The organism is Halostagnicola larsenii XH-48 (assembly GCF_000517625.1).
GTDB classification, from domain to species: Archaea; Halobacteriota; Halobacteria; order Halobacteriales; family Natrialbaceae; genus Halostagnicola; species Halostagnicola larsenii.
Genome location: NZ_CP007055.1, coordinates 607,547 through 631,501 on the forward strand (window position 1 = coordinate 607,547; position 23,955 = coordinate 631,501).

Genomic DNA, 23,955 nt, shown 5'->3' on the forward strand with positions numbered 1-23,955 from the left:
GAGAACATCCGTTTTCAGTACGACGATTCCACATCTCTCACTCACATCGGCGAGTTTGAACGTCACACCGGCGAGCTCGAACGCTTCGTGTCGACGACGTGTGCGTCGTCGTCGATTGTGACGGCGAGCTGATCGCCGTCGAGTTCGAGGACGATCTGTAACTCGAGTGGCTCTGCGTCGAGAACGGTAACGGCCTCGTCATCGATGAACGAAAACTCCCAGAATCGGCGGTTACGGAGGTCGATATCGTGGTCCCAATAGAACGAGACGACTGCGGGATGTCTGAGGAGTACAGTTCCGACGTGTGACCCGCCCAGCGGGCCGCATTCGGGGCACTTCGCCGAAAACGAGTACTCCCACGGTCCATCCGGTCCGATCGTAAGCTCCCGCTCGACTGTCGTGTGACAGTAGGGACAGATCCCCTCGAGTATCTGCTCGATCGTGTGACGCCACAGCGTCGAGGCGACGTCGAGTAGGTCGGACATCTCACGATCCGCTGCGCCGACCGGGCGAACGGCGTGTGCGAACAGGGGCGTCTCTCCTCGGTTAATCTTGACGATGCTATCTTCGTAAACTGCGGTCATCGACGCGTCGAGCGTTTCACCAGGCGTCTCGGTATTGGCAGAAGATGTGCCTGTGTCCGCAGCACCGTCTCCCTCGCCTACATCGCCGACTGGAACTGGTCCGCGTTCCTCGTGAGACCGCCAGGCGTCGATATCGATCACTTTCGCGATCTCGAACCCGGCGAAGGTCAGACGATACCCCTCTGAGCCCTCCTCGACGAACTGCTCGCGAAGCTGTCTGAGGTGGTAGTTGAAGTTCCCCTTATCCCCCACGCCGACCCGCTCTCTGAGCGTCGAATACGGAAGTCGATCACCGGTGACGGCGGCCGTCTGGCGGTGCTCGTAGAGCGCCCGAAGAATCTCGAGACGGGTTTCGTTTCCCAGGGATTTGAACGGATCGACGGGCCGTTCGTCCCGTTTTTGGTGCTGTCTGGTCATGGGTCTCGGTCGACCGAAGTCGTCCACGGATCGACTTTGCTCGGGAGAAAATGATTGCTCCAAACACATATGTCATCGGGATCACAACGACTCAACTCACTCAATGTCGAATCCGCGTTCCCGGCGGCGCGTTCTCGCAGGATCCGCCCTTCTCGGTGCAGCATCGATCACGGGTCGCGTTCCGCAGAACGGCCGCGCCGCATCGGATACGGACGCACCGAATCAATCGGACGAACCAGACTCGGTCTCGCCGTCGTCCGGCCGGAGTCGTTCGCTCGAGTTACAGGAACTCGATGATCTCGAGTCCTTCGTCGATGAAACCATGCGACGGAACCTCGAGGAACACGATGTCGTCGGCGCATCCGTCGCCGTCGTTCACGACGACGAAATCGTGTTCGCGGACGGGTACGGAGACGCGTCGATCGACGGCTCGGCCGTCGACGCGGCCGAAACGCGGTTCCGGGTCGGATCCGTCTCGAAACCGATCGTCTGGACCGCGGTGATGCAACTGATCGAAGCCGGCAGCATCGATCCGGACGAAGACATCAGAACGTACCTCGAGTCAGTACCGCTCCCCGAGACGGAGTGGGAGCCGATCACGATGGCCCACCTCGCTACGCATACGGCTGGATTCGAGCAACGATACGGCGGAACGTGGGTGCGAGACCCCGACGATGTGCGGTCGCTTCCGACGGTCCTGAGCGAAGAACAGCCCGAACGCGTTCGTCCACCCGGATCGATCGTCTCGTACTCGAACTACGGCGCCGCGCTCGCGGCCCAGGTCGTCGCCGACGTGACCGGAACCCCGTTCGAACGGTACGTTCGAGAAAACGTCTTCGACCCGCTCGGGATGGATACGGCAACGTTCGAGCAGCCGGTCCCCGACGAACCCGGTACCGACGTTGCGACCGGATATACCACTCTCACCGGAACGCCGACGGAATCACCGGGACTCCACTTCGAGTTCGCCCCCGCGGGGTCGATGTCCACGACGGCAACGGAGATGGGACAGTTCGTGCGCGCCCACCTCAACGGTGGCGTCGTCGACGGCGACCGGATTCTCGAGGAAGAAACCGTCGAGGAGATGCACGACCGGTGGTTCACCCACCACGAGCGACTCGACGGCCTCTCGTTCGGGCTTCTCGAGCGGTCTCGAGGCACCGGCGGAAGCGCTAATGACGAATCCACTAGCGAAACCTCCAGTGACGATGACGAATCCACCGGCGGCGAAAGCCGTCTCCTCGAGCACGACGGCCAGATACCGGGATCGTTCCACAGCCGACTTCTGCTCGCCCCTGAACACGATTTGGGACTGTTTCTCGCGTACAACACCGACAGCGCCGCCGGCGCGGGTACCGACTTCATCGACGCCTTTCTGGAGGAATACCTCCCGCTCGAGGAGTCGGCGGAAGACGCAGTTCCCGACTCCGACGGTCGCCCCGAACGCGCCGACGAACTCGAAGGCAGCTATCGCGGCGTCTCGATTTCGGAGTCCGAGCCCGCGAAGTTCTGGTCGGTCGCACAGGCCGGTTCGGTCGACGTGTCCGTCGCCGACGATGGCGCACTCGTAACCGAAGTCGGGGGCGAGACGCGATGGATCGAACGCGAACCGCTCCTCTTTCAGCGGGAAGACGGCGACGACTTCTTGGCGTTCGGGGAAGACGGTGGCGAGATCAGATACCTCTTTCTCGGCTTTCAGGCGTTCGAGCGGCGCTCGTGGCACGAGTCGATGTCCGTCCACGCCGGGGTTGCGGGCGCGACGACGCTCGGGATGCTCTCCGGAGCCGTCGGCTGGCCGCTCGCGCGAGGATGGCGGTGGCTTCGAAGCGACGGAGACTCGGGAGCGGGTAGTCACGCGGAATCGGATGCCGCGATAGAAACGGGTTCGGACGACCCCCGACCGTCGAACGCCGACTCGAGTTCGGTCGTCGAGTCCGTCGGACGAACGGACGCGAGCGGAGCGTCCGGTGGGCAAACGCGTCAGACGAGACAGTCTGGCTCCTCGAGGGAGGCGAAACGGACCACACGGAGTAATTCGCTGTCGGATCCACGTCGATGGGGACGCTGGACCGCTGGCGGGACGATCGCGTGCCTGTTCGGGTTCGTACTCGGCGTCTTCGGCCTGTTGCTCGTCTACCCGTATACGCTTTTGAGCGATCCCCCGCTCGCGTTCGAAGTGTTGTTCGTGCTTCCGCTGCTCGGGATCGCCGGAACGGCAGTTTCGGCGTTTTACGCGGTCACCGCCTGGCGCGAGGGATACTGGAGTCGGCGATCGCGGATCCACTACACGCTCGTCGTCTGTGCGATGGCCGGCTTCTGCTGGCTGTTGTACTACTGGAACTTCGTCCGACTCCCGGTCTAACGCGGTAGGTGGTTTCGGGGACGGGATGTCTCAAACCCGCTCGCAAAAGGAACGCTCGTCGAGCCGTTACTGAACCTTCTCGCCGATCTCGGCGTCGCCGTGGGTCGTCAGCAGGTCCGCCTCGTCGCCCGCGGCGAGGATCATCCCGTTGGACTCGACGCCGAACAGTTCCGCCGGCTCCATGTTCGCCAGTAGGATGATCTTCTCGCCGGTCAGTTCCTCTAAGTCGTGTAACTGTTTGATCCCCGCGACGACCTGTCTGGTCTCGAAGCCGATATCGACCTCGAGTCGCGCGAGGTCGTCCGCCCCCTCGATTCCCTCCGCGACCTCGATCCGGCCGACGCGGATGTCCAGATCCTGGAACTCACCGAAGCCGATCCGGTCCTCGAGCAGAGGCTCGAGGTCGCCCGCGGCGTCGTTCTCATCGTGTTCGTCGTCCTCGTCTCCGTCAGGTTCACCGTCGGACGCCGCATCGACCCGTTCTGCGAGCTTCTCGTTTAGTTCGTCGACGCGCTCGTCTTCGATCTTCTCGAAGAGTTCGCCGGGTTCCGCGAAGTGACGCGGCGGTGCCTCGAGTGCGTCCTCGATCCTCGCGTCTTCGACGGCTCCGTCCTCGCCCAGTTGCTCCCAGAGCGCCTGGGCCTTGTCCGGCGTGATCGGCGCGATGAGGACGCCGACGGCTTTCGCGATCTGGACGCAGTCGCGGATGACCTGTGCGGCCTGTTCGGGCTCTTCGTCGGTAAGCTTCCAGGGCTCGTTGCGCTGGATGTACTCGTTGCCGAACTGGGCTAGTCGCGTCGCGGCCTGACCGATCCCGCGGATCGAGTAGTCGTTGACCGCCTCGCGAACCTCGCCGATGGCTCCCTCGATGCGGTCCTCGACGTCCGGGGAGACCTCTGCGTCCGGCGTCCCTTCGTAGTTTCTGTAGGCGAACAGGAGGCTGCGATACCAGAAGTTGCCGACCGTCCCGACGAGTTCGCCGTTTACCTTCTCCTGGAAGGCGTCCCACGAGAAGTCGACGTCCTGCTGGAGGCCGCCGGTCGTCATCAGGTAGTATCGCAGCAGGTCGGGATGGAACCCTTCCTCGAGGTACTCCTTCGCCCAGATCGCACGATTCCGGCTCGTCGAGAGGCCCTTGCCGTTGATCGTGATGAAGCCGGTCGCGGCGACCGCCCGCGGCGCGTTGTAGTCCGCCGCCTCGAGCATCGCGGGCCAGAAGATGGTGTGGTGCTGGATGATGTCCCGCCCGATGACGTGAACGATCTCGCCGTCTTCCTTCCAGACGCGCTCCCAGTCGTAGCCCTCGCCTTCGGCGCTCTCGGCGTATTGCTTGGTGCTCGAGATGTACTCGACGGGCGCGTCGACCCAGACGTAGAGGACGATGTCTTCCTCCGCATCGCCAGGATAATCGATCCCCCAGTCCATGTCGCGGGTGAGACACCAGTCCTGCAGTCCCTCTTCGATCCACTGACGGGGCTGGTTTCGGGCGTTCGAGGTGCCCTCGAGTCCGTCGAGGAATTCGGTGAGATAGTCCGAGAACTCCGAGACGCGGAAGAACTTGTGGGTTCGCTCGCGGTACTCGGCCGGGTTGCCCGTGATCGTACTCTTCGGATCCTCGACTTCGCCCGGCTCGAGGTGGCGCTGACAGCCCTCGTCGCACTCGTCGCCGCGGGCTTTCGCCCCGCAGTACGGGCAGGTCCCTTCGACGTATCGATCCGGAAGGTGGTCGTCGGCGACGGGGTCGTAGGCCACCCGAATCTCCTTCTCGTAGACGTAGCCCTCCTCCTCGAGCGTGCGGACGATCTCCTGGGTTAGTTCCGTGTTCGTCTCGTCGTGGGTGTGTCCGTAGTTGTCGAACTCGACGTTGAACTTCGGAAAGGTCTCGGCGTACTGTTCGTGCCACTCGAGGGCGAAATCCTCGGGGTCGACGCCCTGTTGCTCGGCGTTGACGGCGACCGGCGTTCCGTGCATGTCCGATCCCGAGACGTAGGCCGTCTCCTGGCCGAGCGTCTCTAAGGCGCGGGCGAACGAATCGCCGCCCACGTACGTTCGCAGGTGGCCGACGTGCAGGTCGCCGTTCGCGTAGGGCAACCCACAGGTCACCACCGCCTGCTGCTCCGTCGGAAACTCGTCGTGGCTCATACGTGTGCTGAGTCGACCGAGGGCGTAAAACCCGCCGGTTTTCGCTCGCGGGTGTGGCAATCGTTTCCGGTTTCAGTCTGTCCGGGGCGAGTCACATCGAATCGGGTGCTAGTTCGATACCGACTCCTCGAGCGTCCACACGTCCGGGAGCCACTCGAGGCGACTGGCAAAGAGCAAGCCGACGCCGGCGGCCATCGACCCGAAGAAGCCGGCGACGAAGACGGCACCGCCGGGCTCTGTGACGAGCGTGAGCGCCGATCCGACCAGAAACAGCCAGCCGAGCGCCTCCCACGGTCGGCCGTCGTAGAGCCGCCACGAGGCGAGCGAGAGCAAAAAGCCGCCGAAGGCGGCCGCGACGACGATGCCGTCGATCGCGAGCGAACTCGCTGTCAACAGCACGAATCCGACGACCGCGATCCAGTCGAAGTGGTCCATTTCCTCTTGGATATCCGTCTCGAGCGGATCGAAAAACGTGTGTCGATCCGGTCGTGCAGCGGTGAGTTCGGTACTGCCGGTCAGTCCCACTCAATCGTCGCTTACGACCGGCACGCTCGCACGACACTGGAGGCGATCCAGATCCGCGACGAACGCCTCGAGCATCGACCGCGTGACGTGGGGCATACAGACGATCCGCATCTCGCCGGTCGCCGTTCGGGAAATTCGCCACCCTTCGCGCCGAAGCGAGTCGAACGTCGAGACCGGCACGTCGGCGGCGACCAGCGGTAGCGTCGGTTCGACGACCTCGAAACCGCGCGCGACGAGCGCGTCGGCAAGCCAGTCGGCATTGTGCTGGGACCTGGCGTACTGGCGCTGGTAGCCGCCGGGCCAGAGCGCCTCCATCGCGGCGACCGCGCTCGCGACGCCGGCACCCGATCGGGTTCCCGTCAGCGTCGCCTGCGAGGTTGACTCGAGGTACGGCGTGTCGATCGCGAGTTCGTCGAGCAGCGTCTCCTCGCGGGCGAGAAGCCCGCCGGCGGGGACCGCGGCCTGTCCCATCTTGTGCGGGTCGATCGCCATCGTGTCGACCGGCGCGTGCGAAAAGTTCCACTCGTAGTCGGTAAACGGAAGGACGAACCCGCCCCAGGCCGCGTCGACGTGAAAGAGCGCATCGACCGACCGCGCGATTTCGCCCAGTTCCGGGATCGGATCGACGCGACCGTACTCGGTCGTTCCCGCGACGCCGACGACGAGCGCCGTCCGATCGTCGACGCTGTGACGGACCGCCTCGAGGTCGGCCCGGTGGTCGTCGTCGGTCGGGACGATCCGCAACTCGACGCCGAGGACGTTCGCGGCCTTTTGAAAACTGAAGTGCCCGGACTCGGGCATCACGACGTTCGGCGTCGAACGCTCGTTTCGGTTCGGTGTGTGGTCTCCGACCCGGTTCGACGTTCGGCTCTCGAACCGATCGCGGGCGATGCGAACCGCCTGAATGTTCGCTTCGGTCCCGCCGCTGGCGACGTAGCCCGCGGGCGAGTCGAGACCGGCAATCTCGCCGAGCATCGATACCGCCTCCTCCTCGAGTTCGGTGACCGTCGGGTACGTCCCCGGATCGCCGGGATTCGTCGCGAGAAAGCGTTCGGCCGCCGTACGCGCGTCCGGGTGCGGCTCAGTGCACATCGACGAGAGCACCCGGTCAAACGTCTGCGGCTCGACCTGCATACGTTAGTTACCGTTTCTCGACGATTTATTCGTTGCGTTTCCACACAAAGACGAGTATTGGCCGCTGTACGAGCGGTCTCGAGTACATCGCTGATCGAATCCGCGTGTAAAACACCGGTCGAAATCGTCCGCTCGAGTTAGCGAACCGAATCCAGCAAGAGCTTCTGTTCGACGCGTTTGACCTCGTGTTGAACGTCGCGTACGGCGTCGATATTCGCGGAGATCGAACTGACGCCCTCGTTGACGAGGAACTGGACCATATCCGGCTTCGAGCCGGCCTGTCCGCAGATGCTCGTCTCGATATCGTGTTCGCGGCAGGTTTCGATGACGTCCTCGAGCAGCCGCAAGATCGCGGGGTGGAGTTCGTCGAAGCGGTCCGCGACGTGCTCGTTGTTGCGGTCGACCGCGAGCGTGTACTGGGTGAGGTCGTTCGTGCCGAAGGAGGCGAAGTCGATGCCCGCTTCGGCCAACTCCTCGACCGACAGCGCCGCGGCGGGCGTCTCGATCATCGCCCCCCATTTGCGCTTCTCGGGGTCGATCCCCGCCGCTTTCAGCTGCTCTTTCGCGCGGTAGACATCTTCGGCGTCGTTGACCAGCGGGAGCATGATCTCGACGTTGTCGTAGCCCATCTCGTAGAGTCGGGCGAACGCCTCGAGTTCGTGAGCGAAAACGTCGGTTCGGTCGAGCGAGCGGCGGATGCCCCGGTAGCCGAGCATCGGATTGTGTTCCTCGGGTTCGTCCTCCCCGCCCTCGAGTTGGCGGAACTCGTCGCTGGGCGCGTCGAGCGTGCGGACCCGAACGGGTCGCGGGTAGAACTCGTCTGCGACGCTCCGAATCCCATTGATGAGTTCGTTGGTGTAGGCGTCCGTGCCGTTTTCCTCGATGAATTTCTCCGGGGTTTGATTCAGCGAGAGGATCATGTGCTCCGTTCGGAGCAGGCCGACGCCGTCGGCACCCGTCGCGGCCGCGCGTTCGGCGGCTTCGGGGATGGAGACGTTGACCTTGACTTCGGTCGCCGTCATCGGCTTGACCGGCGACTGCGGGCGAACCTCTTCGACCGGCTGGGTCTCCTCTTCCGGATCGACCGTCTCGCCCTCGAGGACGGCTCCCTTGTCCCCATCGAGGGTGACGAGTTGGCCGTCATCCAGCACCGTCGTGGCGTTGGTCGTCCCGACGATTGCCGGGACGCCGAGTTCGCGAGAGACGATCGCGGCGTGACTGGTCATCCCACCTTCGTCGGTAACGATCCCCGCGGCGCGTTTCATCGCCGGGACCATATCCGGCATCGTCATCTCGGTGACGATGATGTCGCCCTCGCCGACCTTCGCGAGGTCGTCGAGTTTCGTGACCACCTGTGCGGCCCCGCTGACGGTGCCCGGACTCGAGCCGAGTCCGTCGACAAGGATTTCGCCGGTGGCCTCCGACGAGTCTCCGTCGCTCGACGTACTTCCGTCGTCAGAACCGGTCTCGGCGGACCGGATGCTCCCGCTGCCGTCGGTGACGCCTTTGGCGGCGTTGACGACTGCTTCGGAGCCGGCTCCCTCGAGGTTGCCGTCGTCGGGTTCCTCGATCGTGGTGATCGGCCTCGATTGAAGCATGAAATCCTCGTCGTCGGTCATCGCCCATTCGACGTCTTGTGGGGTATCGTAGTGGGTTTCGACGCGTTCACCGAGGTCGACGAGTCGGGAGAGTTCGTCGTCGGAGAGTACCCGCTCGGTGCGTTTCTCCTCGGGAACCTCGCGCTCGACGGTTTCCCCGGTTTCCTCGTCTTTGACGTGCATGACTTTCTTCTCGGCGACGGTCACGTCGATGTCGTCTTCGGTGCGTGAAATGACGTAGTTGTCCGGGGAGACCGCCCCGGAGACGACCGCTTCGCCGAGTCCCCAGGCGGCCTCGATGATCATCGTCGGATCGCCCGTCGAGGGGTGACTGGTGAACATGACACCCGATTTTTCGGCGTCGACCATCTGCTGGACGACGACCGCGATGTTGACCGCCGAGTGGTCGAAGCCTTGCTCCTGTCGGTAGTAGATCGCTCGCTGGGTGAAAAGCGAGGCCCAACACTCGCGCACGCGGTTGAGCAGATCCTCGCCGGTGACGTTCAGGTAGGTATCCTGCTGTCCGGCGAAGGAGGCGTCGGGAAGGTCCTCGGCCGTTGCCGAGGAGCGAACGGCGACGAAGGCCTCGCCGTTTCCGACCTCGTGGTAGGCCTCGAGGATTTCCTCGCGGAGTTCCTCGGGGAACGGCGTCTCGAGAATGAGTTCCTGTGCGCGGTCGGCCGCGGTCGCGAGCGCGCTCGAGTCGTCGGTGTCGACGTCGACGACGTCGAAGAGCTCGTCGTCGATGCCGGCGTTTTCGATAAACGATCGGTAGGTACCTGCCGTGACGACGAATCCCGGTGGGACCGGCAAGCCCGCCCCCGTGAGTTCACCGAGAGAAGCACCTTTGCCGCCGACCGTCTCGAGGTCGTCGGCGCTGATCTCGTCCAGCCAGAGTACAGCCATCTCTATTTGCGTGGACAGCAGGTCCGATAAAGAAGGTTGCGAACACGCCGTCACAGTCACTACTCGGACCCGAATGAGTATCTCCGCGGGCGAGCTGTTTCCCGCTGGATAGTTGTGGGTGGTCGGTCCACGAAACGGCCGAATAGTTAGATTGTTAAAAAGTATCCCACAGCGATTATAGAACTCGAGTTACTGGTCAGACTATGGAACTCTCCAACGCTGCGAAGTGGACGATATTCAATCGGGCGCTCACGGCGGGTGCCATGCTGCTCGGAACCGGACTGGCCCTCCTCGGCTTCGTGCTCGGGTTCTGGGGATCGATCGAAACGCTGGTCGTCGACGGCAACGTCCAGGCGGCGGTCGACAACTCGAATCCGATACTCACGCTCGTACTCGCGGGATTGGGATTTCTCGTCTGGCAGATGGGAAAGACGTACGCGCTGTTCTGGTCGCTCCCTCGAGCCTCCGGGCGGGCCGCCGCCAGGCGCTTCGACCACGGTCGTCTCAAGAGCGAGGTCGTCGAAGCGCTCGATGAACGCCTTGCGGAAATGGAAGAGGACGTTGCAGAAACTCGCCGAAGCGTGCAGGAACTCAAACGAACCGAACACGCGGCGGCCTTCGACGAACAGGACGCCCTCGAGTCGACGCCGGTCCAGCAATCGGGGCCAACAGATCATAGCGGCACGACTGGACAACGATCTGACTCGGTTGATCAGTCGGGGACGACAGCCAAGCAGTCCGGTCCGGCGGCCAACTCGGAGTCGACCGGTCAGCAATCGGCGTCGACGACGCATTCAGCGACGAGCGCCCAGCAATCCGAATCGACGGATCAGTCCGGAGCTCCCGATCGGTCCCAGCCCCACTCGGCCGAGTCCTCATCACCTGGATCCAATGCGTCAACCGAATCCGGGTTCGAATTTACGTCTCCGGGCGATTCGAGCGCCGAGCAGACCACGAGCGAATCGCCACGGCCCCAGTCGACGACCGAAGACGAGGGTACAGCACCATCGCCGGACCCCGATACTGCACCATCGCCGAACTCCGATACTAATCGACAGGGATCGACCGACGCAGACGATCCGGACCCGTTGTCGGAGTCGGACGAGTCACGAACCTGATCGCTTTTCTGTCATCTCCCACGACACCGACAGCCGGCGTTTCCGCCACCTGTAAAATCGACACCCGTTTCTCGCCGTCGTCGCGATACTCAGGCCTCGAGGATGTCGTCCGTTTCGGCGGGCGGAACTGAAATAACGCCCTCGAGGATCGTCACCGCATCGCCGCCGACCTGCACGTCCTCGCCCACGCGGACGCGGACAGTTCCTGATCGATCCACGAAGTGTCCCTGTTCGAACGCACACTCCTCCGGGAACGGATCGAGCGCCTCGTACTCTGCGAGGTACGCGCCGACGGCACCGCTTGCCGTCCCGGTGACAGGATCTTCGGGGACTCCTGCACCCGGCGCGAACATCCGCCCGTGAAGCGTCGACTCGCTCTCGAGCGTGTCGAAGGTGAACAGGTAGACGCCGGTCGCGTCGACCTCGTCGGTGAGCGACTCGATTTTAGCCAGATCCGGCGACGCACCGCCGACGTCCGATAAGTAGGTGATCGGCACGGCCAGAAACGGCAATCCGGTCGAGGTGACCGCAAGCGGGAGGTCGGCGCTGGCCCCTTCGAGCGCCGTCTGCTCGACGCCGAGGGCCTCGGCGACGCGGTCGTATCCGACGTCGACTTCCCGGATCGTCGGCTCGTCCTGGCTCATCCAGACGGAGCCGTCCGTTTCGATCTCCATCTCGAGGACACCGACGTTCGTCTCGAGGGTGGTCGTGCCGGGCTCGAGAACGCCGATATCGTAAAGATAGCTCAGCGTCCCGATCGTCGCGTGTCCGCAGAGATCGACCTCCTGTGCGGGAGTGAAGTATCGAATCCGGTAGTCTGCGTCGGCGCTTTCGGTGAGAAACGCCGTCTCGCTGACGGCCATCTCGGCGGCGATCGACTGCAACTGGTCGTCGGAGAGGCCGGCCGCGTCGGGGACCACGCCAGCGGGGTTTCCGGTGTGGGGTTCGTCGGTGAAGGCATCGACCTGATAGATCTCGACCTGCCGCGCGTCGTCGTTCATATCCGGGCCAACGTAACAGGGGACAATAGTCGTGACGACGGCGTGTGGAGGGGACACACTCGGGCCAGTGTGGAGGAGACGCACTCGAGTCTGTGCAGGTGGTTAGTCCTCTGAGGGTGTCCGATCCCGACTTCCGACCGACGAGTCCGTCCGGTGACTATCGGACTCGCCCCCGTCAGTCGCCGTTACGCTCTCCGCGTCCGCTTCGAACCGCTCTACCGCGTCGGCGTCGTGAGTCCCGACGGGCGGCAGATTCACCTCGGCCGCGGGCGAGGACTCGAGATCCGTGTTCCGCTCGAGGTCTTTCATCTCGCCGTCCTCGCGCGCATCTTGATCGATCCGCATCGAACAGAAGTCGACCCCGCACATCGAGCAAAAGCGGGCTTCCTTGTAGTTGTCTTCGGGTAAAGTCTGGTCGTGGGCCGACTGCGCGCGCTCGGGGTCGAGCGCCAGCGAGAACTGTTCGCGCCAGTCGAAGGCGTACCGGGCTTCCGAAAGGGCGTCGTCCCAGTCTCGAGCGCCCGGCCGGTCGTTCCCGACGTCGCCAGCGTGGGCGGCGATTCGGTAGGCTGCGAGTCCGTCGCGAACGTCCGCCTCGTCGGGCAGTCCGAGGTGTTCTTTCGGGGTGACGTAACAGAGCATCGCCGCACCTTCCTTGGCGGCCATCGCCGCGCCGATCGCGCTCGTGATGTGATCGTAGCCCGGCGCGATGTCGGTCACCAGCGGTCCGAGGACGTAGAACGGCGCGCCGTCGCACACTTCCTGCTGGCGCTCGACGTTCTCCGCGATCTTGTCCATCGGGACGTGGCCCGGCCCTTCGACCATCACCTGCACGCCCCGGTCCCAAGCGCGCCGGGTCAACTCGCCAAGCGTGTCGAGTTCGGCGTACTGGGCCTCGTCGCAGGCGTCCGCGATGCTTCCCGGCCGAAGGCTGTCGCCGAGGCTGAAGGTCACGTCGTGCTCGAGGAAGATTGCACAAATCTCGTCGTAGACCTGAAAGAGCGGGTTCTGCTCTCCGTGGGCTTCCATCCACTTTGCCATGATCGACCCGCCGCGGGAGACGATGCCCGTTTTTCGCCCCTCCGTCAGCGGCAGGTGCTCGGCGAGAACGCCGGCGTGAATCGTCATGTAGTCGACGCCCTGTTCGGCCTGCTTTTCGATCACCTCGAGTAGCAGTTCCGTCGTCAGGTCCTCGGGACTGCCGGCGCGTTTGACCGCCTCGTACAGCGGCACCGTCCCGATCGGTACCGGCGAGTGTTCGACATTGGCCTCGCGGATGCGATCGAGGTCGGAACCGGTGCCGAGATCCATCACCGTATCCGCGCCGTGGTGAACCGCCGTGTGAAGCTTCTCGAGTTCCTCTTCTATGTCGCTCGTCGTCTCGCTGTTGCCGATGTTCGCGTTCACCTTCGTCGAGAACTCGCGACCGATGATCATCGGATCGAGCGTCTCGTGGCTCGTGTTCGCCGGGATCACCGCCTGTCCGTCGGCGACCTGCTCGCGAACGAACTCGGGATCGCGATTCTCTCGCTCGGCGATACGTCTCATTTCGGGCGTAACTGTCCCGTTGCGGGCCATCTGTAACTGGGTCGTCGGCATCGATAATTAGGTTATATTACTAGGTTATAAGCTTGGTGTGGCGCGCTCGAGACGTAGATAGCAAGCGAGTTCGGATACTTAATACCCGTTCCTGCCGGTTTCGTCGGTTTCTGACCGTTTCGTGGCCGATATCGCTCTGCGTTCTGGGAAAGTTTAATTGCTTATTCCCTGTTAGTGAGCGTATGGAACGAACGCTACGAGATACCCTCATTTCGCTTTTTGCCGGGGGCGCAATTAGCGGCGCGCTCTACTGGCTCGATGGCTATCTCAGCCTGGCCATTGTTACCGGGCTTTGCTGGGCTTGTGGCCTCAAACTCACACTACACATCGGCCACCTGTATCCGGCGTACGCGACGGGCGAGACGTGGGCCGATAAACGATGGACGATGTTGAGTGTCGGACTCATGACTCTTGCTGCCCTCATCGGTGTGAGCCCAGCGCTTCCGCTTTCGGATGAACTACGACTCGGCTTCGGATTCCTCGTCATCGGAACTGGACTCGTCGCGTATACAGCGGGGACACTCGCCGTATTGGAACAAGTAGACAGCAACGCAACCGAGCGATCTGCGAGCTCGAACGCGCAGTATCCGATGGATAGCGGTTAATCTCGACGAAACAGTCCGAACGCGATTTATCGCAACGGTCCGTTTCGGTCTCCAGCAAACCTTGCGTCCATCCCCCATGCAGGTCACGAACGGCGGATGCGACCGCCCTGCAACTGTACGGAAAACCTCTCATCCTCGTCAGCGGGAACCGTCATCGTCGCCCGCACCTCCTCCTGAACCGCCTCGTTCGTCGTTCCGTCCTGTTCCTCGAGCGAGAACGTCTGGCGGTCGTCGTTCACCTCGAGCCAGTACTCCCCGGCTTCGGTCACGAGGACGGTGACTGTGACAGGAACGGATTCGCCCGAACGCGGTTTCTCGTCGAACGTGATCGACGTGGGCTCGAGGCCGCCGTCGACGAACTCGAACTCGAGGGTTCGGTCGAACGTCGTCGTGTAAATGGGAATTTCCTCGTCCACGAGGTCGGTCTCGTCGGCGTCGCGTCCGCTCTCACCACCCGATGCCGGCTCCTCGGTGAGCAATTCGACGCCGAGTTCGGCCTCGACGTTTGCGATTTTGTTCAGGATCGTTTGCTCCGCAGAGCCGCCAAAGAGCAACCCGACGAGTTCGCCGTCAGGGTCGGTAAAGACCGGCGATCCGCTGTCTCCACCTTCGGACATGTACCCCGCGACGAGCTGATCTCTGAACAGGATCGGACCGTGCTCGGGGCCGAAGTTCACCCGAACGCTCGCGCTCGTCGCCTCGAGGTCGGCGCTCGTCACGCCCGTCGTCCGACCGCTTTTGGTCACCGTTTCGCCCCGGAGTTCGTCGTAGTCCTCGCGCCGAATGCCAGTCGGCCACGACTCGTCGAGTCCGAACGCGGCGGTCGACTCGTCCTCGGGGCGAACCGACCGCGCGGCCACGTCGACGAGCACGCCGTCGTCGATTTCGACGTAGCCGAGCAGTTCGCCGACGTTGTCCTCACCCCGCTGGCCGCCATCCTGTGGCGATGGTTGGAGGATCGGTTCGCCCAATTCTGCAGCGTTCGAACGCGCGTAGACGTGATTGTTCGACAGGCGGACGAAGTCACCGGACTCGGCGTCGTCGCTCCAGATCGCCGCCGATGGGTCCTCGAGGCGCGCCGGATACGGACCGGCCGTGGCCGCCGACGATTCGGCGTTGATCTCGCTGACACCCGCGGGCACCGGTCGGTGTCGCTCCTGTCTGTTCTCGGCGGCTTCCGGCTTCGGCTCGAGGACCGACAGCGCGTCGAAGCCGGTTTTGGTCTCGCCGTATCCACAGTCGACGACCTCGATATCGAGGTCGACGCCATCGGTATCCCGTGCGCGAGTTTTCACGTCGTCTTTCGGATCGAGCTCCTCGGGAGGAACCTTCTGTGATACGAAAACCGTTACGCTGTCGGCTTGTTCGTCGTACTCGACGCCGATCACGTTCTCGCACTCGAGGAGGTACTCGTAGTCCTGGGTCGTTGGCATGGTGTTGTCTCACGCTCTACAATAACCAATGACTAGTTCCGAACGAATATAATTGTTTGGTGACTAAACACCTCTTCAATCAACGGTGAATCGGCGAGTTCGAACCGGATCGATCGAATCGGTCCGCCTGCCGTTTCACCTCACTTAAGGGGGCGCGCTTCGTCTCACCGGCCAGGAGGAGTCAAGAGAATGTCCGATTTGCCGGACGACTTCAAGTGTACAGTGACGAACTGGGACTACATCTACAGTCTGTGTCGAGACGTCAGCGAGGACGTTCGAAACGACGAGTTCGAACCCGACGTTATCGTCGCGCTGGCCCGCGGCGGCTGGTTCGCCGGTCGATGCGTCTGTGACTTCCTGGGACTGGACGATCTGACGAGCCTGAAGATGGAACACTACGTCGGCACCGCCGAGAAAAGCGGCGAGCCGACGGTCCGGTATCCGATGCCCGAAGGCAGCGTCGAAGGCAAGGACGTCCTCATCATCGACGACATCGCCGATACCGGCGGCTCGATCAAGCGAGCCCAGGAGTACGTCACCGACCGCGATGCGGGCACCGTCCGAACCGCGACCCTCCAGTTGCTCGGCACCAGCGAGTTCAACCCCGACTACGTCGGCGAGCAACTCGAGGAGTGGACCTGGGTCGTCTACCCGTGGAACTTCATCGAGGACATGATCGATTTGATCACGAGCGCAATGGAGAAAGGCGATCAGGAGTCCTACACCAAAGCGGACATTCGACACTACCTCAATCACTTCCACGACGTCGAACGCATCGAGATGGAGATCGCCCAGCCGAACCGCCTGACCGAGGTCCTGACCGAGATGGAGCGTCGGGACCTCCTCGAGATGACCGTGTCGGGCGAGTGGCAACTCCTCGAGTAGCAAGCCATAACCGATTCCCGACAACGATGACGGAACCCGACTCCGGCGGCGGCCGTGATAACCCCCTCGAGACGATTCTCCGCGCGTTTCTGTTGAAAGACGAGGGCCGGACGGGCTGGCAGCTACGGGGCGTCGAGGACCCCGAATCCGTCGCCGGCCACTCGTGGGGCGTCGCGCTCCTCTCGCTCTTCTACGCCGACCACGACGACGCACCTGCGGACGTTGACCCGGATCGCGCGCTCCGAATGGCCGTTCTCCACGATCTCGCGGAAGCCGAGACTGGCGATTTCGCGACACGAGCTGACTCGAGCGCCGATACGATCGATCCCGCGGAGAAAGCGCGACTCGAGGAGGACGCGATCACGGAGTTGCTCGAGCCCTTCGACGAGAACGACGGCCTCCGGGCGATCTGGGACGAGTACGAGGTGCGGGAGTCGCCGACGGCGCAGTTCGTCAAGGACATGGATCTCGTGGATATGTGCGTGCAGGCGGTCCACTACGAGCGCGAGGGGCGCTACGATCCGGCCGACGACACCGGCACCGACGAGCAGTTCGCGGAGTACGACGCACTCGACGAGTTCTTCGCGACCGCCACGCCGCGGATCCGGACCGAGATCGGGCGGCGGTTGCTCGAGGAGGCTCGAGACCGGTACGAGGCGGTACGCGATGACCGAACTGAGCAGTGAGAAATCGGACGACGTGAGTCACGATGGACGCGACTGTCTTCCGGGCGAGTTCAGCGTTCGGCCGTCGGCGCGGGTTCGCGGTCGGAGCGTTCGTCCGGCGAACCGCTTCGCTCGTCGTCTTCGCGTGCGTGGCTGTCTTCGCGTTCGTCGTCGACGATGGCGTTCTTCCACGTGCCTCGAGTGAACCACGCGCCGGCGGCGATCGCGCCGATCACGTCGCCGACGAGGACGCCGACCCAGATGCCCGTCGTTCCCCAGTCGGCGACGAACAGCAGGAAGACGGTGACGAGCACGCGGCCGAACCACAGCGCGACCACCGAAAACGCCAGTGCCGTCTTCGTGTTGCCGGCACCGCGGAACGCGCCCAGGAACACCTGCATGACGCCCATGAAGACGAACATTAGCGCGGCGACCTGCAGGTAGGTCGTCCCGTAGTCGATGGTCGCCGCCCGTCCCTCCACGTCCGCGGTGACGAAGACGGACACGATCGGCTCCGGGACCAGGAACGCGATCACGCCGCCGACGGCCATGACCGCGGCGATGACGCCCGCGGCGAGCCACGTCGCCCGCGCCGCACGCTCGGGCTTGCCCGCCCCCAGATTCTGGCCGACGATGGTGTCCGTCGCCTGGCTCATCCCCAGCGCCGGCAGGAACGCGAGCGAGATCAACCGGTTGCCAAGCCCGTAGGCCGTGACGACCGCCGGCGGGAACGTCGAGACCATCGCCGTCATCGCGATCATCGCCAGCGAACTCATCGACTGCTCGAGCGCGGTCGGGACGCCGAGTCGCGTGATTTTGGAGATGTATTCGGCTCGCGGGATCAGGTGGCTCGCTTCGATCTCTGGACCGACGTCGGTGTAGAACAGGACGTAGAACCCGATCACCGTGGCGATGGCTCTCGAGAGGACGGTCGCGACCGCCGCACCCGCCATCTCGAGTCGCGGGACGGGACCGACGCCGAAGATAAACACCGGGTCGACCGCGACGTTGAAGACGACGCTGACGAACATCACGACCATCGGCGCGCGTGTGTTACCGTACCCGCGCATGAGCGAGACGAAGATGAAAAAGCCGAACAAGAACGGCATGCCGAGGAAGAACACGCGCATGTACTCGCTGGCGAGCGGGATGATCGCGGCCTCGGTTTCGGGGTCGGCCGGCAACAGCGCCAGCATCGAGTCGGTCGCGAGAAAGCCGATCACGGCGATCGCGATCGCGATGAGCGTGATAAACGAGACCGTCTGTCCGGCGATCAGGCCTCCTTTGTCGCTGTCCGCACCGGAGTGCTGGGCGATGAGAATCGCGCCTGCAGCAGTGAACCCACCGCCGATCGAGATCAGAAAGAAGATCAGCGGAAAGGCGAGACTCAGCGCGCCGACGGCGTCCGGCGAGAGCGCTCCCAGCCAGAACGTGTCGCCGACGTTGTAAGCGACCTGCAACAGCTGGATGACAACGAGCGGCCACGCCAGCCGGAACATAGGGCGGACGAGCGACCCGTCGGTGAGATCGCTCTCGCTCGAGGAGCGGTCGGCGAGCATTACGATCCGAAATAGCATGCCACCTATATGAGTGCTTGTAGCTATTGGTAACATCACACATGGTGGCTCGGCGCAGTCGTTCTCTGAGCGCGGAGATCCACACGCCTCGAAACGGAAGAATCGGATCGACTGCCACCGTACCAGCGTCGCTCGGATCGTTGTCGAACCTATCTCGTTTGGACCGTTGTCGAACCCGTATCGTTTAGTCGGTTCCCGCCGCAGGCTGTGCCATGACCATCGGCGTCATCGGCGGCAGCGGAATCTACGAGGCACTGCCACTCGAGAACACGCGGACCGAGTCGGTCTCGACACCGTACGGCGAACCGAGCGACGACATCACGCTGGGCGAACTCGGGGGGAATGAGGTCGCCTTCCTGCCGCGACACGGAACCGATCACCAGCACACGCCGACCGACGCGTCATACCGGGCAAACATCTACGCGCTCAAGTCCATGGGCGTCGACCGCGTTATCGCCACCAACGCTGTCGGGAGCCTCCGCGAAGACCTTCCCCCGCAGACGCTGGTTATCCCGGACCAGATTTTCGACCGCACGAAACACCGATCGCCGACGTTCTTCGGCGACGGCATGGTCGTCCACATGGGCTTCGCACAGCCGTACTGTCCGGAGATGGTCGCCCACCTCGCCGAGTCCGCGCGGGCGGCGACTGATGCCACGGTCTCCGAGAACGGCACGTACGTCTGCATCGAGGGGCCGCAGTACTCGACGAAAGCCGAAAGCGAGTTCTACCGCGAACAGGGCTGGGATATCGTCGGGATGACGGCGATTCCCGAGGCCAAACTCGCCCGCGAGGCCGAGTTGAGCTACGCGACCGTCGCCGGCGTCACCGACTACGACGTCTGGAAGGAAGACAGCGAGGTCACCCTCGAGGAGGTCCTCGAGAACGCCGCAGCCAATCAGGAGTCGATCAACGAGGTTATCGAACGTGCGATCCGAACCATGCCAGCGGACTTCGAGAGCCGCGCCTGGTCGGCGCTCGAGGACACGATCAACACACCGGCGGAGTCGATTCCGGCAGAGACCCGCGAACGCGTCGAGCTATTAGCCGGCGAGTACCTCGAGGACTGAGTTCGTATCGATGTGTGACGGTCTCACCAGGGACCGCGCTCTAGACTGGCTCGAACGTCAGCACTCGCTCGTCGGTCGTCTCGGAGACGGCGACCGAGATCTCGACCTCGAGGCCGTTTTCGATCGACTCGAGGTCGATGCCGGCGACCTGTCCGGTGAGTCGAACCGGGCCGAAATCCGCGATCGCGGTCGCGTAGGGGGCGTCCTCCTCGAACGACGGCGTCGGAACGTGCGTGACGGTGAACGTCTCTATTTCGCCTGATTCGGGCAACCGCTGGCGCGTGAGTTCCGTCGATCCACACTCCGGACACACCTGCCGCGGCGGCAGCGAGCCGTGTCCGGCGGCACACTCGAGGTAATAGGCCTCGCCCTCTTCTGCGGCGTCGAGCCAGTCGTCGAATCCCGCGTCTCTGATCTCGCTCATTCGATCACCTCCAGACCGACGGTCTGGCGTACTCGAATTCGCTCACAACGCTCGCTCATTCGATCACCTCCAACACATGAACCGTCGCAGACGCAACGGTTCCGCCCGCGTTGTGCGCGAGCGCGGTCGTCGCGCCCGTGACCGCATCGCTGTTTTCGTGTTCGCCGGCGAGCAGCGACGCGACCTCGGCGATCTGGGACGCCCCGGTCGCGCCCACGGGGTGGCCCTTGGCTTTCAGGCCGCCGGAGAGATTGATCGGCGTCTCGCCGTCCGCGGTCGTCCGACCGTCTCGAGCGGCGGTGATTCCCTCTCCGATCGACTCGAGATCGAGCGCTTCGATGGCCAACACCTCCGCGATCGTAAAGCAGTCGTGGACCTCGGCGAAGTCGACGTCGCCCGCATCGATGCCGGCATCGGCGTAGGCCTCCTCGCCCGCCTCGCGTGCGGCGGGCGAGCGCGCGAGGTACTCGCGGTCGTGCAAGGCCATCCGGTCGCCGCCCTGTCCGGTGCCCGTGATCGCGACCGGGGCGTCTACGTCGTGTTCGTCGGCGTAGGATTCGCTGGTGAGCACGAGCGCCGACGCGCCGTCGGAGATCGGACAGGAGTCGTACAAGCCGAGCGGCGAGGAGACCTGCGGGGCCTCGAGTACGTCCTCGACCTCGATCGCGCGCTGGTATTGGGCCTTCTCGTTCTCGAGGGCGTTGGCGTGGTTCTTGACGGCGATGTGTGCGAGGTCGGCGTGCTCGCCGCCGTAGGTTTCGAAGTACGCCTGGGCCATCAGGGCGTAGGCTCCGGGGAAGGTCGTCCCCGCGCGGACCTCCCAGAGGTCGTCGGCGGCGATGGCGAGCGCTTCGGTCGCGCCCGCGGTTCCGAGATTGGTCATCCGTTCTGCACCGCCGACGAGGAGCACGTCGTCCTCGCCGTTTCGGATGCGCTTGACCGCGTCGGCGACAGCGACGCCGCTCGAGGCGCAGGCCGATTCATATCTGGTCGCCGGTGCTTGCACCCCCGCCGCTTCGGCCATCAGCGGTCCCTGGTGGCCCTGGTGCTCGGAAAGTTCCCCCATAAAATTCCCGTAGAGTACACCGTCGACGTCCGATCGTGGCACCCCACTGTGCTCGAACGCTTCGATGCTCGCTTGCCCGAAGAGGTCCCGGCTCGTCCGCTCGGGAACGTTTCCGAACGGCGTCAGTCCGACACCCGCAACGCGTACCTCGCTCATGGCACACTCTACCGCACCGATGGGTTAATATCCCGCGGTTAGTCCACTGCTCAGTCGGCCCGCCACCTTTCGCCAATCTGTCCCAAACGAACGCACGAGTACCGATGCGACTCGAGACGCTTCCTCGAGTTTATCAGCGAGAAGTCCCACAACTGTCCGTATGGACGGGGAACCACTCGACATGCAAGCGCTCACGGAGCTCACGGAAACGAGCGCCGTTCCGGGATACGAAGACAGGGTCCGAGACTACGTTGTCGACGCGCTCGAGGACAGCGTCGACCGCGTTCGGACGGACGCGATGGGGAACGTCGTCGGCACGCTCGAGGGCGAATCGGACTACTCGGTCGCCGTCGCCGCCCACATGGACGAGGTCGGATTCATGGTCAGCCACGTTCGTGGCAGCGACGACGGCTTCGGCTTTCTCGAACTCGACGCTCTCGGTGGGTGGGACGCCCGCGTTCTCAAGGCACAGCGCGTCACGATTCACGCCGAGGACGGCGATATTCCGGGCATCATCGGCTCGCCGCCGCCACACACCCTTGACGACGAGACGCGGGAGAAGACGCCCGAGGTCGACGATATCTACGTCGACACCGGCCTCCGAACCGACGACCTCGAGGACCGCGTTTCCGTCGGCGATCTGGTTACGATGGAACAGACGACCAAACGCGTCGGCGAGACGGTGACGGGGAAGGCTCTCGACGACCGCGTCTGCCTGTTCGCCGCTCTCGAGGCGGCACGCCGGATAGACGATCCGACGGCGACGATTCACTTCTGTGCGACCGTTCAGGAGGAGGTCGGCCTTCGAGGTGCCCGCGCGCTCGGGGTCGACGTCGATCCGGATCTGGCGATCGCGCTCGACGTCACCGTCGCGAACGACGTTCCCGGCTTTTCCGCGGGCGAGCACGTGACCGAACTCGGCGAAGGGGCCGCGATCAAACTCAAGGACTCGAGCGTGATCACGAACCCGAAGGTCCACCGGCGGCTACGGGACGTAGCGGACGAAGAGGGGATCGACTACCAGTACGAAATCCTTCCCGCGGGCGGCACCGACACCGGCGGGTTCCAGTTCAGCGCCGGGGCGAAGCCGGTCGGTGCGATCTCGATTCCGACGCGGTATCTTCACACCGTCACGGAGACGGCCCACGTCGAAGACATCACCTCGACGATCGAGCTATTAACAGCGTTTCTCGAGAGCGAAGACGGAACGTACGACTATACGCTCTGAGACGACCTGAGAACACGCAAAGCACATCGGAGCCCAAAGCACGCTGGGGAACTCAAAGCGCATCGGAGACGTCGCCGAGCACGTCCGTCTCGACGAAGACGACGACGTGATCGCCAGCGTCGACGACCGTCTCACCGCGTGGCGTAATGAGTTCGTCGTCTCGAGTGATCGCCCCGATGACGACGCCGTCCGGAAGCTTCGAGATCACGTCGCGGATCCGATTGCCACAGAGCAGGCTGTCCTGATCGACTTCGATTTCGAGGACTTCCGCCCGGTCCGACTCGAGCATCGCGACGTTTTCCGTGCGCCGTGCGCGGGTGAATCGGGTGATCTCTTCGGAGGTGACCAGCCGCGGATTGACGGCGACGTCGATGCCGACAGTTTCGAAGAGGTCGACGTACTCGCCGTACTCGACGATGCCGATGGTTCGCTCGACGCCGATGCGTTTCGCGAGCAACGAGACGAGGAGGTTCTTCTCGTCGCTATCGAGCGCCGCGACGACGATGTCGGACTCGTCGACGTGCTCGCGGACGAGAAAGTCGATGTCGGTCGCGTCGCTTTCTAACACTAACGTGTTCGGGAGACGTTCGGCGAGTTCGCGAGCGCGCTCGTGGTTCTGCTCTATCAGCCGCGGGGAGAGTCCTTCTTCTTCGAATATTCGGGCCGTCTGGTAGCCGATTTCGCTCCCGCCGACGATGACGATCTCGTTTGCGTCCTCGAGCGTCGGCGCGGGCGTCAGCGAACTGGCGAAGCCGCGGACGCTTTCGGACGAGCCGATGACGACGATGGCGTCGTTGGGTTCGATGACCGTCTCACCGGTGGGAATCACGACGTCCCCGTTGCGAAAGAGCGCCGCGAACGTCAGCGACTCGTACCGATCGGCCTCCGCGACCGTCTCCCCGGCGATCGGGCTATCCGATTCGACCTCGAACTCCGCCATCTGGACGAGTCCACCCCCGAACGTATCGACGTCGTGAGCGCCCGGGAGGCTGGCAATCTTCACGATCGTCTGTGCGGTGTGGAGATTCGTACAGACCATGAAGTCGACGCCGAACGCGCCCTCGGCGTGTTCCCAGGTCCGTAACAACGTCGTGTCCTTCACGCGAGAGATCGTGAACGGGTCGTCGAGGGTTTTGGCCGCCCCGCAGACGACGATGTTCGTCTCGTCGCGGTCGGTGCTCGCGATCACCATATCCGCCTCCTCGACGCCCGCTTCCTCGAGGGTACTTCGTGTGGTTCCGTCGCCCTCGATGGCAAGTACGTCAAGCGAGTACGTGAGCGATTCGATGCGTTCGGAGTCGGTGTCGACGACGACGACATCGTGGTCGTCGGCGAGCCCTTCCGCGATGTTCGAACCGACCTCACCCGCGCCGATGATGATTATGCGCACGCGAGCGCCACCTGCAACATACGAACGGCTATTCGACGGAGGTGTAAGTCCGTTTCCATTGCCGATACTC

At 63.6% G+C, this 23,955-nt stretch carries 19 protein-coding genes; 7 read left to right on the top strand and 12 right to left on the bottom strand.

All coding sequences use genetic code 11. The features are described 5' to 3' along the window. Positions 1–62 precede the first annotated feature (62 nt). The gene (locus tag HALLA_RS02965; RefSeq protein ID WP_049951992.1) at positions 63–1,001 is read right to left on the bottom strand and encodes a winged helix-turn-helix domain-containing protein; all 939 of its coding nucleotides are present in this window, start codon (positions 999–1,001) and stop codon (positions 63–65) included. A gap of 103 nt (positions 1,002–1,104) precedes the next feature. Between HALLA_RS02965 and HALLA_RS02970 the strand changes: the two genes are divergently transcribed. Continuing rightward, positions 1,105–3,363 (top strand): serine hydrolase domain-containing protein, encoded by a 2,259-nt coding sequence (locus HALLA_RS02970; RefSeq protein WP_049951993.1) that lies wholly within the window; start codon positions 1,105–1,107, stop codon positions 3,361–3,363. Positions 3,364–3,429: 66 nt separating this feature from the next. On the opposite strand, the gene metG is transcribed toward HALLA_RS02970, so the two are convergent. From metG to ppsA, 4 genes are all read right to left on the bottom strand, one after another. Further along, the gene (gene metG, locus HALLA_RS02975; RefSeq protein WP_049951994.1) at positions 3,430–5,505 is read right to left on the bottom strand and encodes a methionine--tRNA ligase; all 2,076 of its coding nucleotides are present in this window, start codon (positions 5,503–5,505) and stop codon (positions 3,430–3,432) included. Between the two features lie 108 nt (positions 5,506–5,613). Then, entirely contained in the window at positions 5,614–6,030 is a 417-nt protein-coding gene (locus tag HALLA_RS02980; protein ID WP_339325749.1) for a hypothetical protein, read from the bottom strand. Beyond that, positions 6,031–7,164: a tyrosine decarboxylase MfnA gene (mfnA, locus tag HALLA_RS02985; protein ID WP_049951995.1), complete on the bottom strand. Its 1,134-nt coding sequence runs from the start codon at positions 7,162–7,164 to the stop codon at positions 6,031–6,033. 137 nt (positions 7,165–7,301) lie between these two features. Next, entirely contained in the window at positions 7,302–9,668 is a 2,367-nt protein-coding gene (ppsA, locus tag HALLA_RS02990; protein WP_049951996.1) for a phosphoenolpyruvate synthase, read from the bottom strand. A 203-nt stretch (positions 9,669–9,871) separates the two neighbouring features. Between ppsA and HALLA_RS02995 the strand changes: the two genes are divergently transcribed. Then, the gene (locus HALLA_RS02995; protein ID WP_049951997.1) at positions 9,872–10,786 is read left to right on the top strand and encodes a hypothetical protein; all 915 of its coding nucleotides are present in this window, start codon (positions 9,872–9,874) and stop codon (positions 10,784–10,786) included. 89 nt (positions 10,787–10,875) lie between these two features. Here the strand turns inward: HALLA_RS02995 and HALLA_RS03000 are convergent, their stop codons facing one another. Together HALLA_RS03000 and thiC are read right to left on the bottom strand one after the other, a co-directional pair. After that, positions 10,876–11,787 (bottom strand): PhzF family phenazine biosynthesis protein, encoded by a 912-nt coding sequence (locus tag HALLA_RS03000; RefSeq protein WP_049951998.1) that lies wholly within the window; start codon positions 11,785–11,787, stop codon positions 10,876–10,878. Positions 11,788–11,889: 102 nt separating this feature from the next. After that, the gene (thiC, locus tag HALLA_RS03005) at positions 11,890–13,386 is read right to left on the bottom strand and encodes a phosphomethylpyrimidine synthase ThiC (protein WP_049951999.1); all 1,497 of its coding nucleotides are present in this window, start codon (positions 13,384–13,386) and stop codon (positions 11,890–11,892) included. Positions 13,387–13,568: 182 nt separating this feature from the next. Here thiC and HALLA_RS03010 point away from each other — a divergent pair, with 182 nt between their 5' ends. Next, a complete protein-coding gene (locus HALLA_RS03010) occupies positions 13,569–13,991 on the top strand; it encodes a hypothetical protein (protein ID WP_049952000.1) in 423 nt (140 codons plus the stop codon). Positions 13,992–14,074: 83 nt separating this feature from the next. Here the strand turns inward: HALLA_RS03010 and HALLA_RS03015 are convergent, their stop codons facing one another. Then, positions 14,075–15,424 (bottom strand): hypothetical protein, encoded by a 1,350-nt coding sequence (locus HALLA_RS03015; RefSeq protein WP_049952001.1) that lies wholly within the window; start codon positions 15,422–15,424, stop codon positions 14,075–14,077. A gap of 189 nt (positions 15,425–15,613) precedes the next feature. Here HALLA_RS03015 and HALLA_RS03020 point away from each other — a divergent pair, with 189 nt between their 5' ends. Then, positions 15,614–16,309 carry a phosphoribosyltransferase gene (locus HALLA_RS03020; RefSeq protein WP_049952002.1) on the top strand — a complete coding sequence of 232 codons (696 nt, stop codon included), beginning with the start codon at positions 15,614–15,616 and terminating at the stop codon, positions 16,307–16,309. Positions 16,310–16,335: 26 nt separating this feature from the next. Further along, positions 16,336–16,995 (top strand): HD domain-containing protein, encoded by a 660-nt coding sequence (locus HALLA_RS03025; RefSeq protein WP_049952003.1) that lies wholly within the window; start codon positions 16,336–16,338, stop codon positions 16,993–16,995. Positions 16,996–17,045: 50 nt separating this feature from the next. Here the strand turns inward: HALLA_RS03025 and HALLA_RS03030 are convergent, their stop codons facing one another. Then, positions 17,046–18,533 (bottom strand): MATE family efflux transporter, encoded by a 1,488-nt coding sequence (locus tag HALLA_RS03030; RefSeq protein ID WP_049952004.1) that lies wholly within the window; start codon positions 18,531–18,533, stop codon positions 17,046–17,048. A 230-nt stretch (positions 18,534–18,763) separates the two neighbouring features. Between HALLA_RS03030 and mtnP the strand changes: the two genes are divergently transcribed. Next, a complete protein-coding gene (gene mtnP, locus HALLA_RS03035; RefSeq protein ID WP_049952005.1) occupies positions 18,764–19,621 on the top strand; it encodes an S-methyl-5'-thioadenosine phosphorylase in 858 nt (285 codons plus the stop codon). A 40-nt stretch (positions 19,622–19,661) separates the two neighbouring features. Here the strand turns inward: mtnP and HALLA_RS03040 are convergent, their stop codons facing one another. Together HALLA_RS03040 and HALLA_RS03045 are read right to left on the bottom strand one after the other, a co-directional pair. Beyond that, a complete protein-coding gene (locus HALLA_RS03040; RefSeq protein WP_049952006.1) occupies positions 19,662–20,045 on the bottom strand; it encodes a Zn-ribbon domain-containing OB-fold protein in 384 nt (127 codons plus the stop codon). Between the two features lie 55 nt (positions 20,046–20,100). Beyond that, positions 20,101–21,267 (bottom strand): thiolase C-terminal domain-containing protein, encoded by a 1,167-nt coding sequence (locus HALLA_RS03045; RefSeq protein WP_049952007.1) that lies wholly within the window; start codon positions 21,265–21,267, stop codon positions 20,101–20,103. A gap of 160 nt (positions 21,268–21,427) precedes the next feature. On the opposite strand from HALLA_RS03045, the gene HALLA_RS03050 reads away from it, so the two are divergent. Continuing rightward, complete coding sequence (locus HALLA_RS03050; RefSeq protein WP_049952008.1) at positions 21,428–22,495, top strand: M42 family metallopeptidase; 1,068 nt, start codon at positions 21,428–21,430, stop codon at positions 22,493–22,495. A gap of 52 nt (positions 22,496–22,547) precedes the next feature. On the opposite strand, the gene trkA is transcribed toward HALLA_RS03050, so the two are convergent. Beyond that, on the bottom strand, positions 22,548–23,885 hold the full coding sequence (gene trkA, locus HALLA_RS03055; RefSeq protein WP_049952009.1) for a Trk system potassium transporter TrkA: 1,338 nt from the start codon (positions 23,883–23,885) through the stop codon (positions 22,548–22,550). Positions 23,886–23,955: the final 70 nt, after the last annotated feature.